The following is a 13,514-nucleotide window of genomic DNA, read 5'->3' as shown; positions in this document are numbered from 1 at the left end:
CATTCGGCGCCTTCTGGTTCCATTTGGCTTGCGCGGGACACTTTTCTTCTATTCTCAGGTCAAGGATATCGACAGTATCACTGGATCGAGCCAGTCCTCCCGTGGGGGCTGAATACCGGCTTTACCGAGGGTCGCCGCCATGTCGCGCAACCTCTGTCTCACCCGTCAATGCCTGGGTCTGGTGACCCGGATCGAATGCGCCGTCAAGCCGCTGGCCGGCGACAATGGCATGTGGACGCTGCTCTTCGCGGCCGGCATGGCCGGCGAACAGCCTTCCGCGATCAAAGCCCAAGGCCCGTTCCACGGCCCGGTGGCGGCCGAGTCGATTCTTGACACCATCGTTGAAAGCCTGACCTTGCATGGTTACGAACTGGCCGATGATCCGCAGATCTGGAGCTTGCACTTGCAAGCCCAGCTACGGCAGATCAACGGCGGCCGTGGGCGCAGTCTCAACGGTTAAGGCGCCGTCTGGTCCACCTGCGCTTTGTCGAGCTTGACCTCAAAGCCGTATTGCACGGTGGCGAGGTCGGTGCGCTGATAGGTTTCCACGCGAGTCGGGCGACCATAAAAGTAGTGCACGCCGAGTAGCGCCGGGCCTTCGGTGCTGGCGTCGTGGCTGACCGAAAGAATCTGCTTGAGGTAGTGGCCGCTGTCGTCTTTGACGAAGAAGCGCCACTCGTTGGCCGGAAAGGTTTTCAGGTCGACCACCAGCGTGTTGTCCTTGATCGCCAGGCCTTTGGGCAATGATTGCGCGTCGTAGGATTGCCTGGCCACCGTGGCCAGGAACAACGGCATCGAACCCACGGCAATCGCCGGGGTTTCCGGAAACAGATTCAGATCATAAGTAATCGTCGCTTGCAGTGGATCGACCTGATACGCCTCGGGCGGCAGTTCGATCGGCTCGTCGAGTTTGCCGCCGCGCTTTTCCGTGAAGAAAGTCACCGGGCTGACGCCGGGATTGAGTTCGTCGCCAAGCAATTCGTCATTGAAGGTGCGGCGGTGGGAAAACTCTATACGCGCCGCGCTCGGCTCTTCCACCGATTGATGAATGCGCACGCCGGCCTTCAATTGTTCCTCGGTCAGGTCCGCGCCTTTGAGCCAGTTGGCGGCGAGATCGTCATACACCACAACTGGCAGATCCAGCAGCTGCACGGCTTTGGCCGTGGTGTGCGGATTGAAGGTGCGCACCGGCAGGTCCAGGGATTTGCGCGTCACCGTTGCCGAGGAGAAGTCGAGCACGCTGACTTCCAGTGTCTCGATCGGGCCGTGGAAGTACACCTTGTTGTAGCGACGCGGGTGGTCTTTCTCGAAGGCTTGCTGGTCGTCGCTGAGCTGTTTTTCCAGAGAGTCGCTCCAGCTCTTCTGCTTTTGTAACTGCGTCAGTTGCTTCTGGTAAAACTCGACCTGCTCCGGGCTTTCGTTGATCGAGCCGGCGCGCACCAGGTATTGGCCACTGGCGTCGCGGGCCTGGACGATCAGCGGATTGATCCGGGTTTCGGCGACTTCTGCCGCGAGCGGCAGGCTGTTGCTGACTTCGACCTCGGCGTAGTTTTTTTCCAGCTTGAGCAGTTTGACGCTGAGATTGTCGTTGCTGCGGGTCTGGCCGACGTCTTTCTGCGTCAGGTCAAAGCTGTACAGGCGACGCGGCGCGATGACTTCGACCTGGCCTTGCAGGCTGACCGGTTGCGGCAGGCTTTTCTTGTCGACGTTCAGGCCATCGATGAACGGGTAGGTCACCGTCAGGTCATCGGGATTGGTCACGTTGGAGCTGGACGGGCTGAGTTGAATGCCTGGATCGGTCTCCGACCACTCCGGCTGCCAGGCGATCACGCGTTTGTTGCTCAACGTCACCGAGTGCCACTCGATGCCGTGCGGGAACAGAAAACCGCCGGGAATGTTCAGGTTGAACGGGAATACCGGCTGCAGATCGGTGAGGTAATCCGAGCTGGCGTCCTTGTGCAGCACGAACAGGCCATTGATGAAGGTATCGACCAGCGCTTGCGGGGTAGGGTAGTGCTTGAGCACGGCGAGGGCGTCGGCACCGTATTCGGTATGCGGGGTGATGTCGTCGAGCTTGAGCCGGGCGCGTTCGAGCAACAGCAGCGAACCGCCGAGTTCGGTGATGGCGTCCTTGAGCTTGGGATCGCTGATCGTGTCCAGTGACTGTTCGAAGGTGGCGGTCTTTTCGTCAAGGTTGGCGACTTGTTTTTCATCGCCGGGCGAGCAACCGCCGATGAGCAAGGCGAGGCAGATTCCGGCAGTCGTCAAGGCTGATCGCACATCCATTTCCACGCGTCCTGTCCACTGTCATTGGGCTGTCAATGCTTTGGACACTAGCAGAAAAACTTTGTCACACACACGCAGGTGGCGGATTTTCCGGCGGTTTCTGGCTGTCACAGCGGGCTGTTATACTCGCCGCCATTTCCAGCCCCTTGTGTGAGAGTCAATGGAACGCTTTATCGAAAATGCAATGTACGCCACCCGCTGGCTGCTGGCGCCGATCTACATCGGCCTGTCCCTCGGTCTGCTGGCGCTGGCATTGAAGTTCTTCCAGGAAATCATCCATATCCTGCCCAACGTCTTCGCCATGGCTGAATCGGATCTGATTCTGGTGCTGCTGTCGCTGATCGACATGGCGCTGGTGGGCGGTCTGCTGGTGATGGTGATGATTTCCGGCTACGAGAACTTCGTCTCGCAACTGGACATCGACGAAGGCAAAGAGAAGCTCAGCTGGCTGGGTACCATGGACTCGTCGTCGCTGAAGATGAAAGTCGCGGCGTCGATCGTGGCGATTTCTTCGATCCACCTGCTGCGCATCTTCATGGATGCCAAGAACGTCGATCCTGAGCATCTGATGTGGTACGTGATCATTCACATGACTTTTGTGGTGTCCGCGTTTGCCATGGGTTACCTGGACAAGGTCACCAAGCACTGATCAGCCGATCAAGGCAAAAAAACCGCCCGTCTGTTGCGAAACAGACGGGCGGTTTCGTTTGTGGCTTGTGCTTTCAAGCGCAGCGGCCTATCCCTGTAACGGTGCGATTCGCCACGGTGTGAGGTGCTTCCATGAACCTGCAAGAGTTGAACGCGTTTGCTGTTGCCAGGAAGGTCGACGAGTTGAACCTGATCTCCATGGAAGGGGGCATTTACCTGTTGGAAGCGAGGATGCATGGGACGGCGTATCCGTTGAGCGATCTCAAGGGCAATATGCTGACGCTGCGATCAGTGGAGCACGCGCGGGATCTGCTGCATGCCTTTCCGGTACTGCCCTTCAATCTTGTGCACACCTCGGTCCATGACGAAATGTGTGGCCTGGTCGCTGACCTCGATGAAAGCCTGAGAGTGCCGCTCGCCTGGCGTTCGCCCCTGTAGCCCCGGCCCCAAGTCCGGGGTATCTGTGCTAGTCTGCTCGCCCTTTTGGTTCCGGGCGCGCCGGGACGCGCTGTGCACGCACGGCAAGTCCTGTGGCCGTCCGCACAGCGGAGCAGTGTCATGTCCGAAGTAAATCTGTCCACCGACGAAACCCGCGTCAGCTACGGTATCGGCCGTCAACTCGGCGACCAGCTGCGCGACAACCCGCCACCGGGTGTCAGCCTGGACGCGATCCTGGCCGGTCTGACCGACGCTTTCGCCGGCAAGCCAAGCCGTGTTGGCCAGGAAGAAATGTCCGCCAGCTTCAAAGTGATCCGCGAGATCATGCAAGCCGAAGCAGCGGCCAAGGCTGAAGCTGCGGCTGGCGAAGGCCTGGCCTTCCTCGCCGAAAACGCCAAGCGTGATGGCATCACCACCCTGGCTTCCGGCCTGCAATTCGAAGTGCTGACTCAGGGCGACGGCGCCAAGCCGACCCGTGAAGACCAGGTGCGTACGCATTACCACGGCACGCTGATCGACGGCACTGTGTTCGACAGCTCCTACGAGCGCGGCCAGCCTGCAGAATTCCCGGTTGGCGGCGTGATCGCTGGCTGGACCGAAGCGCTGCAACTGATGAATGCCGGCAGCAAATGGCGCCTGTACGTGCCGAGCGAACTGGCTTACGGCGCACAAGGCGTGGGCAGCATCCCGCCGCACAGCGTTCTGGTGTTCGACGTCGAGCTGCTGGACGTTCTGTAATACCGAGCCTGCTTGATGGCAGGCCAATGTAGGAGTGAGCCTGCTCGCGAACGCGGTGTGTCAGTTGTTGATTGGCTATCTGACACACCGCTATCGCGAGCAGGCTCACTCCTACAGTTTTGACCGCGTTTCATATTTCGATCTTGTTGTGCAGCTCATTGGTCGGGCGCAACGCCCGGGCATAGCAGAACAGGAACAGATTGCGCACCAGCTCCTTGAGTACCAGCGGCTCGCTGGAATTGAGGCTGCTGACGTCCAGATCGCCTTGATCCTGCAGCTCATGCAAGGCTTCTTCTTCAAGCACCGCGCAGACTTCGCCGGTTTCCCGATGGAGAATTCTGAGGTAAGGGTGTGGGCGATCCAGCCAGGCGTCGATCAAATAAGTCATGGGTCTCATCTCCTTGAAAGGTTTCAATGAGAATAATTCTTATTCATCAAATAGCAAGTGCCTATTGGCGGATCGTGGATTTTTCCGGGTAAAGATTGTGTCAGGTCAAAATGACTGGCTGATGGCCATACGCGGATTCATTGAGCCGAAGGGGGGAGGGCAAAGCTCCATCCCACGGCTGGCGCAGGATGGATGACGCAAGGCTCAGACTTTTCTGACGAACTCGGATTTGAGCTTCATCGGGCCTATGCCGTCGATCTTGCAGTCGATGTCATGATCGCCATCGCACAGGCGGATGTTCTTGACCTTGGTGCCGACCTTGACCACCAGCGACGTGCCCTTGACCTTGAGGTCCTTGATCACGGTGATGGTGTCGCCGTCCTGCAGGACGTTGCCGACCGAATCTTTCTTCACGGCATCATCGGCCGCCACTTCGGCTTCGCCGCTGGCAGACCACTCGTGGGCGCACTCGGGGCAGACCAGTTGGGTACCGTCTTCGTAGGTGTATTCGGAATTGCATTTCGGGCAGGGTGGCAACGTGCTCACTAAGGTTCCTTGGGTATCAGGAGGGCTAAAGGGCGCACATTGTATAGGGTTTTACGCGGAGGAGGGCATAGCAAAGAACTAGTGTGGGAGCGAGCCTGCTCGCGAAAGCGCTGTGTCAGTCAACATTGAGTCGATTGGCAGATTGCTTTCGCGAGCAGGCTCGCTCCCACAGGGGCGTGAATCAGTGTGTGCGGGCTACCGCGAACTCGCTCAATTCAACCAGCGCATCGCGGTATTCGCTGGCCGGCAGCGCCTCGAGGCACTTGATCGCGCGGGCCACGTAATCGCGGGCCAGTTGCGCGGTGTACTCCAGCGAGCCCGACGCTTCGACGGCGATGCGGATGCTTTCCAGGTCTTCGATCCCGCCTTTCTGGATCGCCTGACGCACCAGTGCCGCCTGTTCGGCCGTACCTTCGCGCATGGTGTAGATCAGCGGCAGGGTTGGCTTGCCTTCGGCCAGATCGTCGCCGACGTTCTTGCCCAGGGTTTCCGCGTCGCCTTTATAGTCGAGCAAGTCATCAACCAGCTGGAACGCCACACCTAGGTGATCGCCGAACGTGCGCAGGGCTTCGCTCTGCTCGGCGGTCGCGCCAGCCAGGGCGGCGGCGCTGTGGGTCGAGGCTTCGAAGAGCATCGCGGTCTTGCCGCGGATGACTTCCATGTAGGTTTCTTCGCTGGTGCTGGCGTCACGCACCTTGGACAGCTGCAACACTTCGCCTTCAGCGATGATCCGCGTGGCTTGAGACAAAATCTTCATCACCGGCATCGAGCCCAGTTCGACCATCATTTCGAACGAGCGCGAATACAGGAAGTCGCCGACCAGCACGCTCGGGGCATTGCCCCACATGGCGTTGGCGGTCGAGCGGCCACGACGCATGCCGGACATGTCGACGACGTCGTCATGCAGCAGGGTCGCGGTGTGCAGGAATTCGATGGTGGCGGCCAGCAGGCGCATGTCGTCGCCTTCGCGACCCAGGGCCTTGCCACACAGCAACACTAATAAAGGACGCAGGCGTTTGCCGCCGGCCGACGTAATGTAATCGCCGATTTTCGATACCAGCGGCACTCGAGACGTCAGTTGCTTCTTGATGATGCCGTCGACGGCGCTAAAATCGTCCGCCACCGCGCGGTAGAAAGCTTGGGGTTGCATCAGCGAGAGTCGCTCCAGAAGGGTTGCGCGGCATGCTAGGACCCCCGTCCAGACCTGTCAAGGCGCGATGGACGGCCACTTGCGCGAGGCGGATTGCTTGCGTACAATCGCGCACCCTGAACTTCCTGGGCAGCACCTGCCTTACGCAATTGCACTTGGGCCGTTCCAGCCCCATGCAGCCATGCCAGCCAATACCTCTTCTTATAAAGAGCTGGGTGAGCAGGATTATCGGAGAAATACCATGTACGCAGTAATCGTTACCGGCGGTAAGCAATACAAGGTCGCTGAAGGTGAATACCTGAAGATCGAAAAACTGGAAATCGCTACTGGCGAATCCGTGACTTTTGATCGCGTTCTGCTGGTCGCCAACGGCGACGACGTGAACATCGGCGCACCAGTTGTTGCTGGCGCAACCGTCAAGGCTGAAGTGATCTCCCAAGGTCGTCACGATAAAGTCCGCATCATCAAGTTCCGTCGCCGTAAGCACCACATGAAGCGTATGGGCCACCGCCAGTGGTTCACCGAGATCAAAATCACCGGTATTCAGGCTTAATTACAGCCTAATTCCTCACTAGGAGAATTGAACTCATGGCACACAAAAAAGCTGGTGGTAGTACCCGTAACGGTCGCGACTCAGAAGCCAAACGCCTTGGCGTGAAGATGTATGGCGGCCAGGTCATCAAGGCCGGCAACATCATCGTGCGTCAGCGCGGCACCCAATTCCACGCTGGCTACGGCGTTGGCATGGGCAAGGATCACACTCTCTTCGCTAAAATCGAAGGCGTGATCAAGTTCGAAGTAAAGGGCGCCTTCGGTCGTCGTTACGTGAGCGTAATCGCGGCTTAATCGCGAGATCGCTGGAGAAGCCCTGTCTTGCGACGGGGCTTTTTCGTTTGTGGGGTGAGTCTCTTGCAAAGCTGTTTGTATGGGCTGTCGGCGTGCGATGCAGGTCGTGTCTTGGGGTCGCTGCGCTCATTTTTGCAAGAGTCTTATGTCTTGATTGTTTTTCGGCTCGTCCGTACGGCGAGAGGCGTTGGTTATGAAGTTTGTTGATGAAGTATCGATTCGCGTAAAGGCCGGTGACGGTGGCAACGGTGCCATGAGTTTCCGCCGGGAAAAATTCATTGAAAACGGCGGCCCGAACGGCGGTGATGGCGGTGACGGCGGTTCCATCTACATGATGGCCGACGAAAACCTCAACACCCTGGTCGACTACCGTTACACCCGTCACTTCGATGCCGAGCGTGGCTCCAACGGTGGCAGCACCGACTGCACCGGCAAGAAGGGCGAAGACCTGATCCTGCGCGTGCCGGTCGGCACCACCGTGATCGACTCTGCCACTCAGGAAGTCATCGGCGACCTGACCAAGGCCGGTCAGAAACTGATGGTAGTGCAGGGCGGCTGGCACGGTCTGGGCAACACCCGTTTCAAATCCAGTACCAACCGTGCACCGCGTCAGACCACGCCAGGCAAGCCGGGCGAGCAGCGCGACCTGAAACTGGAAATGAAAGTGCTGGCCGACGTCGGTCTGCTGGGCTTGCCGAACGCCGGTAAAAGTACCTTTATCCGTTCGGTCTCGGCCGCCAAGCCGAAAGTCGCCGACTACCCGTTCACCACGCTGGTGCCGAACCTGGGTGTGGTCAGCGTCGATCGCTGGAAGAGCTTCGTCATTGCCGACATTCCGGGTCTGATCGAAGGCGCTTCCGATGGTGCCGGCCTGGGCATTCGCTTCCTCAAGCACCTGGCGCGTACGCGTTTGCTGCTGCACCTCGTCGACATGGCGCCGCTGGATGATTCCAGTGCTCCGGACGCAGCTGAAGTGATCGTCAACGAGCTGATCAAATTCAGCCCGTCGCTGGCCGAGCGTGATCGCTGGCTGGTGTTGAACAAGTGCGACCAGATCCTTGAAGAAGAGCACGATGCCCGGGTCAAGGAAATCGTCGATCGTCTGGAGTGGACCGGTCCGGTGTACGTGATCTCGGCCATCGCCAAGATCGGTACCGAGCGTCTGTGCCACGACATCATGCGTTACATGGAAGACCGTGCCGATCGCCTCGCCGCAGATCCTGCGTACAAGGAAGAGCTGGCCGATCTCGATCAGCGCATCGAAGACGAAGCTCGCGCGCAGTTGCAGGCGCTGGACGACAAGCGTGCCCTGCGTCGCAGCGGCGTTAAGTCGGTCCATGACATCGGCGACGATGACTGGGACGAAGAAGATGTGGATGACGAAGACGGTCCGGAAATCATTTACGTGCGTGACTGATCCGTTGCGATAAACTTGAACGCCGCTCAATCGAGCGGCGTTTTAGTATCCGGAAATCGATCGTTGGTCAGCAATCGCCACGATTAACGTCACGGGCAGTGCCAGGTCGCGCTGCCCTCAAGCTAAGGTTGAAGATGATGCGGAGCAAGGTGACAGGTGCGCAGCGTTGGGTCGTGAAGATCGGCAGCGCTTTGCTTACAGCTGACGGCAAAGGGCTGGATCGCGCGGCAATGAGTGTCTGGGTCGAGCAGATGGTGGCGCTGCATGAAGCGGGCGTCGAGCTGGTGCTGGTGTCCTCCGGGGCGGTGGCGGCCGGTATGAGTCGCTTGGGCTGGACCGTGCGACCCAGTGCCATGCACGAGCTCCAGGCGGCCGCTGCAATCGGTCAGATGGGGTTGGTGCAGGCCTGGGAGTCGAGCTTCGCCGAGCATGGCCGGCACACTGCGCAGATTCTCCTGACCCACGACGACCTGTCCGACCGCAAGCGCTACCTGAACGCCCGCAGTACCTTGCGTGCGCTGGTCGAGCTGAAAGTCATTCCGGTGATCAACGAAAACGACACCGTGGTCACCGATGAAATCCGTTTTGGCGACAACGACACGCTGGCGGCGCTGGTGGCCAATCTGGTCGAGGCTGATCTGCTGGTGATCCTCACTGATCGCGACGGCATGTTCGACGCCGATCCGCGCAACAACCCCGACGCGCAGCTGATTTATGAGGCGCGCGCCGATGATCCGACGCTGGATGCGGTTGCGGGCGGTACCGGCGGTGCGCTGGGGCGTGGCGGCATGCAGACCAAGCTGCGCGCGGCACGCCTGGCAGCGCGTTCCGGTGCGCACACCATCATCGTCGGCGGGCGCCTTGAGCGCGTGCTTGATCGTCTCAAGGCGGGCGAGCGCATCGGCACGCTGCTATCGCCGGAGCGCGGCATGCTCGCGGCGCGCAAGCAGTGGCTGGCCGGTCATCTGCAAACCCGTGGCACTCTGGTGCTGGATGAGGGAGCGGTGTCGGCGTTGTCCAAGGGCAACAAAAGTCTGCTGCCGGTGGGGGTGAAACTGGTTCAAGGCAGTTTCCGTCGCGGTGAGATGGTCGTCTGCGTAGCGCCGGACGGTCGGGAGATCGCTCGGGGTCTGGCCAATTACAGCGCCCTGGAAGCGCAAAAAATCATCGGTCAGTCGTCGGATGCGATTGTCGGTTTGCTCGGTTACATGGCTGAGCCGGAACTGGTTCACCGTGACAACCTGATTCTGGTCTAAGGAAAATTCGATGCGTGTAGCGAAAGGATTGTTGGGCCTGCTGATGGCCATGCCATTGCTGGTCTCGGCCGAGGAAATCGGTCAGGTGTCGACGGTGTTCAAGTTTGTCGGGCCGAATGACCGGATTGTGGTCGAAGCGTTCGACGATCCGAAAGTCGAAGGTGTGACCTGCTACCTGTCGCGCGCCAAGACTGGCGGAGTGAAGGGTGGTCTGGGTCTGGCCGAGGATCGCGCAGAGGCCTCGATCGCATGCCGTCAGGTCGGGCCGATCAAGTTCAAGGGTGAGTTGAAGGACGGCGACGAGGTGTTCAAGGAGCGCACCTCGCTGGTGTTCAAGACCATGCAGGTGGTGCGTTTCCTCGACAAGAAGCGCAACACGCTGGTGTACCTGGTCTACAGTGATCGCTTGATCGAGGGTAGTCCGCAGAATGCGGTGACGGCGATCCCGATCCTGCCGTGGGTGCCGGTCCAGCAATAAGCGCCACCAATCCGAACTGTGGGAGCGAGCCTGCTCGAGAAGAGGTCATGTCGGTCGATAGAAATATCAACTGGCAGATCGCATTCGCAAGCAGGCTCGCTCCCACATTTTTTTGCCTGTAGCTTGTTAAATCACAGGCAATAAAAAACCGACCCTGAGGTCGGTTTTTTAATGACTACGTCGATTAAGCGGCTTCTTTCAGCGCTTTGACGTGGCCATTCAGACGGCTCTTATGACGAGCAGCCTTGTTCTTGTGGATGATGCCTTTATCGGCCATACGGTCGATAACTGGCACAGCCAGAACGTATGCAGCTTGAGCTTTTTCAGCGTCTTTTGCGTCGATGGCCTTAACTACATTCTTGATGTAGGTACGAACCATGGAACGCAGGCTGGCGTTGTGGCTGCGACGCTTCTCAGCCTGTTTTGCACGTTTTTTGGCGGAAGGTGAGTTGGCCACCGTCGAGCTCCTCGAAAGACTTTTTAGGAAATAGCAAACAAAATAGGCCGCGAATCATGCCGATGAAGACTTGTCTTGTCAAGGGCACTTGAATCGTTCCGCTAAGTGGTAGGTATAAAGAGGCGGGATATTTATTTCCGGCGCTTGACCTGTAAACTCGCGAGCTTTGGCTCTGTGCTGTTGCGGCGCGGAGTATCGCACAAGTAGGCGCATTGTTCGCCTGCTGTTTATCGACAGGCACAAACTCTCTCAATGAATCTGCTCAAATCGTTGGCCGCCGTCAGCTCTATCACGATGCTTTCCCGGATTCTGGGTTTTGTTCGTGACACGCTGATCGCGCGGACATTCGGCGCCGGGATGGCCACGGATGCCTTCTTTATTGCGTTCAAACTGCCCAACCTGCTGCGGCGCATTTTCGCCGAGGGGGCGTTTTCCCAGGCGTTCGTGCCGATCCTTGCCGAATATAAAAGCCAGCAGGGCGAAGAGGCGACGCGCACCTTTATTGCCTATGTGTCGGGCCTGCTGACGCTGGTGTTGGCGGTGGTGACGGCGCTGGGCATGATCGCCGCCCCTTGGGTGATCTGGGCCACAGCGCCCGGTTTTACCGATACCCCGGAGAAATTCCAGCTCACCTCCGATCTGTTGCGGGTGACCTTTCCTTATATATTGCTGATCTCGCTGTCGTCGCTGGCCGGCGCGATTCTGAATACCTGGAACCGCTTCTCGGTGCCGGCCTTCGTACCGACTCTGCTCAACGTCAGCATGATCGTGTTTTCGCTGTTCCTCACGCCGTATTTCGATCCGCCGGTCATGGCGCTGGGGTGGGCGGTGTTGGTCGGCGGTCTGGCGCAGTTGCTGTATCAGCTGCCGCACCTGAAAAAGATCGGCATGCTCGTGCTGCCACGCCTGAACCTGCGCGACAGCGGCGTGTGGCGGGTAATGAAGCAGATGCTGCCAGCGATTCTCGGTGTGTCGGTCAGCCAGATTTCATTGATCATCAACACCATCTTCGCCTCGTTTCTGGTCGCAGGTTCAGTGTCGTGGATGTATTACGCCGACCGTTTGATGGAATTGCCGTCGGGCGTATTGGGCGTGGCGCTCGGCACGATTCTGCTGCCGACACTGGCCAAGACCTACGCCAGCAAGGATCGCCACGAGTATTCGCGGATCCTCGATTGGGGGCTGCGCCTGTGCTTTGTGCTGGTGCTGCCGTGCGCATTGGCGCTGGGGATTCTTGCTGAACCGCTGACTGTTTCATTGTTTCAGTACGGCCAGTTCAGTGGCTTTGATGCCGAGATGACCCAGCGTGCGCTGATTGCCTATTCGGTCGGCCTGCTCGGGATTATCGTGATCAAAGTGCTGGCGCCGGGCTTTTATGCGCAACAGAACATTCGCACCCCGGTGAAAATCGCAATTTTCACGCTGGTCTGCACGCAGTTGTTCAACCTGGCGTTGATCGGCCCACTGGCCCATGCCGGCCTTGCCTTGGCGATCAGTGCCGGTGCTTGCCTGAACGCCGGGCTGCTGTTCTATCAACTGCGCAAGCAAAAGATGTATCAACCGCAACCGGGCTGGGGCAAATTCGGCTTCAAGCTGGTCGTTGCGGTGACCGTGATGTCGGCGGTGTTGCTGGCCGGCATGCATTTCATGCCCGCCTGGGATGAGGGGCATATGCTCGAGCGCTTCCTGCGCCTGGGCGCACTGGTGGTGGCCGGTGTGGTGGCGTATTTCGGTATGTTGCTGCTGCTGGGTTTCCGCCTGCGCGACTTCAATCGCAAAGCCTTGAGCTGAGGTTTCAGCCTTTATCGACAGGCACGGGCCGGCGGTTTTGTCGGCTCGTTCACTTTGCGTTACGGTGTTGCCTGTCGTCGGCCGTCGGGTGTGGTTATAATCGACCACTTTATGAGCAAGAAGCGCGTTATGCAGCTGGTTCGAGGCCTCCACAACTTGCGCCCCCAGCATCGGGGCTGCGTCGCCACTATTGGCAACTTTGACGGTGTTCACCGTGGTCACCAGGCTATCCTGGCCCGGCTGCGTGAGCGTGCGCTCGAGTTGGGCGTACCCAGCTGCGTGGTGATTTTCGAGCCGCAGCCGCGGGAGTTCTTTGCCCCCGACACCGCACCGGCACGTCTGGCGCGGTTGCGCGACAAGCTGCAATTGCTGGCCGCTGAAGGCGTCGACCGGGTCTTGTGCCTGGCTTTCAACCAGCGGCTGAGCAAGCTCAGCGCCAGTGAGTTCGTCGATACCATTCTGGTCGATGGCCTTGGCGTGCAGCATCTGGAGGTCGGTGACGATTTCCGTTTCGGTTGCGACCGCCTCGGCGATTTCGATTTCCTCATGCAGGCCGGGCAGGTTCACGGTTTCACCGTCGAAGCTGCGCAAACCGTTGAGCTGGACGGCATTCGCGTCAGCAGCACGCAGGTGCGCAACGCCTTGGCTGCGGCCGATTTTGCCTTGGCCGAACGCTTGCTCGGCCGTCCGTACCGCATCGCCGGTCGCGTGCTGCATGGGCAGAAACTGGCCCGGCAACTGGGCACGCCCACTGCCAACATTCAACTCAAGCGTCGTCGCGTGCCGTTTACCGGGGTGTATCTGGTGAATGTCGACATCGACGGCAAGACCTGGCCCGGCGTCGCCAATATCGGCGTGCGCCCCACGGTGCAAGGAGATGGCAAAGCCCACCTCGAGGTCCATCTGTTAGATTTTGCCGGCGATCTGTATGACCGGCGTTTGACGGTGGTTTTCCACCAAAAGCTGCGTGAAGAGCAGCGCTTCGCCTCTCTGGAGGCATTGAAAACGGCGATCAATGCGGATGTCGCCACCGCCCGTGCACTAGCCGCACCTAGCGCCCATCGCTAATGAAGAG

The 13,514-nt window shown here is 59.1% G+C and carries 16 protein-coding genes; 11 read left to right on the top strand and 5 right to left on the bottom strand.

Features of this window, described 5'->3' with window-relative positions; genetic code table 11:
• Window positions 1-139: 139 nt before the first annotated feature.
• Complete coding sequence (locus KVG87_RS23035; RefSeq protein WP_016773114.1) at window positions 140-460, top strand: PA4575 family protein; 321 nt, start codon at window positions 140-142, stop codon at window positions 458-460.
• Here the strand turns inward: KVG87_RS23035 and KVG87_RS23030 are convergent.
• On the bottom strand, window positions 457-2,286 hold the full coding sequence (locus KVG87_RS23030) for a hypothetical protein (protein WP_217852729.1): 1,830 nt from the start codon (window positions 2,284-2,286) through the stop codon (window positions 457-459). The genes KVG87_RS23035 and KVG87_RS23030 overlap by 4 nt on opposite strands.
• Before the next feature lie 160 nt (window positions 2,287-2,446).
• On the opposite strand from KVG87_RS23030, the gene KVG87_RS23025 reads away from it, so the two are divergent.
• From KVG87_RS23025 to bamJ, 3 genes are all read left to right on the top strand, one after another.
• On the top strand, window positions 2,447-2,935 hold the full coding sequence (locus tag KVG87_RS23025; protein ID WP_016773116.1) for a TIGR00645 family protein: 489 nt from the start codon (window positions 2,447-2,449) through the stop codon (window positions 2,933-2,935).
• A 131-nt stretch (window positions 2,936-3,066) separates the two neighbouring features.
• Window positions 3,067-3,372: a DUF6482 family protein gene (locus tag KVG87_RS23020; RefSeq protein ID WP_217852727.1), complete on the top strand. Its 306-nt coding sequence runs from the start codon at window positions 3,067-3,069 to the stop codon at window positions 3,370-3,372.
• A gap of 120 nt (window positions 3,373-3,492) precedes the next feature.
• Window positions 3,493-4,110 (top strand): BamJ family beta-barrel-assembly machinery protein, encoded by a 618-nt coding sequence (bamJ, locus tag KVG87_RS23015; protein WP_016773117.1) that lies wholly within the window; start codon window positions 3,493-3,495, stop codon window positions 4,108-4,110.
• A gap of 130 nt (window positions 4,111-4,240) precedes the next feature.
• Here bamJ and KVG87_RS23010 read toward each other — a convergent pair whose 3' ends face one another.
• From KVG87_RS23010 to KVG87_RS23000, 3 genes are all read right to left on the bottom strand, one after another.
• Complete coding sequence (locus KVG87_RS23010; RefSeq protein WP_016773118.1) at window positions 4,241-4,498, bottom strand: PA4570 family protein; 258 nt, start codon at window positions 4,496-4,498, stop codon at window positions 4,241-4,243.
• A gap of 204 nt (window positions 4,499-4,702) precedes the next feature.
• Window positions 4,703-5,044, bottom strand: a complete 342-nt coding sequence (locus tag KVG87_RS23005; protein ID WP_016773119.1) for a zinc ribbon domain-containing protein YjdM — start codon at window positions 5,042-5,044, stop codon at window positions 4,703-4,705.
• 181 nt (window positions 5,045-5,225) lie between these two features.
• Window positions 5,226-6,194, bottom strand: a complete 969-nt coding sequence (locus KVG87_RS23000; protein WP_016773120.1) for a polyprenyl synthetase family protein — start codon at window positions 6,192-6,194, stop codon at window positions 5,226-5,228.
• A 241-nt stretch (window positions 6,195-6,435) separates the two neighbouring features.
• On the opposite strand from KVG87_RS23000, the gene rplU reads away from it, so the two are divergent.
• The 5 genes from rplU to KVG87_RS22975 all read left to right on the top strand — a co-directional run bounded on the left by rplU (window position 6,436) and on the right by KVG87_RS22975 (window position 10,191).
• Window positions 6,436-6,747: a 50S ribosomal protein L21 gene (rplU, locus tag KVG87_RS22995; RefSeq protein WP_007924746.1), complete on the top strand. Its 312-nt coding sequence runs from the start codon at window positions 6,436-6,438 to the stop codon at window positions 6,745-6,747.
• Between the two features lie 35 nt (window positions 6,748-6,782).
• Window positions 6,783-7,040 carry a 50S ribosomal protein L27 gene (gene rpmA / locus KVG87_RS22990; RefSeq protein WP_016773121.1) on the top strand — a complete coding sequence of 86 codons (258 nt, stop codon included), beginning with the start codon at window positions 6,783-6,785 and terminating at the stop codon, window positions 7,038-7,040.
• Between the two features lie 193 nt (window positions 7,041-7,233).
• A complete protein-coding gene (gene cgtA / locus KVG87_RS22985) occupies window positions 7,234-8,457 on the top strand; it encodes an Obg family GTPase CgtA (protein ID WP_016773122.1) in 1,224 nt (407 codons plus the stop codon).
• 137 nt (window positions 8,458-8,594) lie between these two features.
• Complete coding sequence (proB, locus tag KVG87_RS22980; RefSeq protein ID WP_076564163.1) at window positions 8,595-9,713, top strand: glutamate 5-kinase; 1,119 nt, start codon at window positions 8,595-8,597, stop codon at window positions 9,711-9,713.
• Window positions 9,714-9,723: 10 nt separating this feature from the next.
• The gene (locus tag KVG87_RS22975; protein ID WP_041477794.1) at window positions 9,724-10,191 is read left to right on the top strand and encodes a CreA family protein; all 468 of its coding nucleotides are present in this window, start codon (window positions 9,724-9,726) and stop codon (window positions 10,189-10,191) included.
• Window positions 10,192-10,375: 184 nt separating this feature from the next.
• Here KVG87_RS22975 and rpsT read toward each other — a convergent pair whose 3' ends face one another.
• The gene (gene rpsT, locus KVG87_RS22970; RefSeq protein WP_003228351.1) at window positions 10,376-10,648 is read right to left on the bottom strand and encodes a 30S ribosomal protein S20; all 273 of its coding nucleotides are present in this window, start codon (window positions 10,646-10,648) and stop codon (window positions 10,376-10,378) included.
• A 252-nt stretch (window positions 10,649-10,900) separates the two neighbouring features.
• Between rpsT and murJ the strand changes: the two genes are divergently transcribed.
• Both murJ and ribF read left to right on the top strand, forming a co-directional pair.
• On the top strand, window positions 10,901-12,439 hold the full coding sequence (gene murJ / locus KVG87_RS22965) for a murein biosynthesis integral membrane protein MurJ (protein WP_016773124.1): 1,539 nt from the start codon (window positions 10,901-10,903) through the stop codon (window positions 12,437-12,439).
• 129 nt (window positions 12,440-12,568) lie between these two features.
• On the top strand, window positions 12,569-13,507 hold the full coding sequence (gene ribF / locus KVG87_RS22960) for a bifunctional riboflavin kinase/FAD synthetase (protein WP_016773125.1): 939 nt from the start codon (window positions 12,569-12,571) through the stop codon (window positions 13,505-13,507).
• Window positions 13,508-13,514 lie beyond the last annotated feature (7 nt).

It is taken from the genome of Pseudomonas siliginis, from assembly GCF_019145195.1.
In the GTDB taxonomy this organism is placed as follows: Bacteria; Pseudomonadota; Gammaproteobacteria; order Pseudomonadales; family Pseudomonadaceae; genus Aquipseudomonas; species Aquipseudomonas siliginis.
Note: the sequence above shows the minus strand (reverse complement) of the source record. Positions and strands in the feature narration are given on the sequence as shown.

What these genes read in the sequence shown, in the direction of transcription:
- KVG87_RS23035 (WP_016773114.1), top strand. Translation starts at nt 140, where the DNA reads ATGTCGCGCAACCTCTGTCTCACCCGTCAATGCCTGGGTCTGGTGACC.
- KVG87_RS23030 (WP_217852729.1), bottom strand. Translation starts at nt 2,286, where the DNA reads ATGGATGTGCGATCAGCCTTGACGACTGCCGGAATCTGCCTCGCCTTG.
- KVG87_RS23025 (WP_016773116.1), top strand. Translation starts at nt 2,447, where the DNA reads ATGGAACGCTTTATCGAAAATGCAATGTACGCCACCCGCTGGCTGCTG.
- KVG87_RS23020 (WP_217852727.1), top strand. Translation starts at nt 3,067, where the DNA reads ATGAACCTGCAAGAGTTGAACGCGTTTGCTGTTGCCAGGAAGGTCGAC.
- bamJ (WP_016773117.1), top strand. Translation starts at nt 3,493, where the DNA reads ATGTCCGAAGTAAATCTGTCCACCGACGAAACCCGCGTCAGCTACGGT.
- KVG87_RS23010 (WP_016773118.1), bottom strand. Translation starts at nt 4,498, where the DNA reads ATGACTTATTTGATCGACGCCTGGCTGGATCGCCCACACCCTTACCTC.
- KVG87_RS23000 (WP_016773120.1), bottom strand. Translation starts at nt 6,194, where the DNA reads ATGCAACCCCAAGCTTTCTACCGCGCGGTGGCGGACGATTTTAGCGCC.
- rplU (WP_007924746.1), top strand. Translation starts at nt 6,436, where the DNA reads ATGTACGCAGTAATCGTTACCGGCGGTAAGCAATACAAGGTCGCTGAA.
- rpmA (WP_016773121.1), top strand. Translation starts at nt 6,783, where the DNA reads ATGGCACACAAAAAAGCTGGTGGTAGTACCCGTAACGGTCGCGACTCA.
- cgtA (WP_016773122.1), top strand. Translation starts at nt 7,234, where the DNA reads ATGAAGTTTGTTGATGAAGTATCGATTCGCGTAAAGGCCGGTGACGGT.
- proB (WP_076564163.1), top strand. Translation starts at nt 8,595, where the DNA reads ATGCGGAGCAAGGTGACAGGTGCGCAGCGTTGGGTCGTGAAGATCGGC.
- KVG87_RS22975 (WP_041477794.1), top strand. Translation starts at nt 9,724, where the DNA reads ATGCGTGTAGCGAAAGGATTGTTGGGCCTGCTGATGGCCATGCCATTG.
- murJ (WP_016773124.1), top strand. Translation starts at nt 10,901, where the DNA reads ATGAATCTGCTCAAATCGTTGGCCGCCGTCAGCTCTATCACGATGCTT.
- ribF (WP_016773125.1), top strand. Translation starts at nt 12,569, where the DNA reads ATGCAGCTGGTTCGAGGCCTCCACAACTTGCGCCCCCAGCATCGGGGC.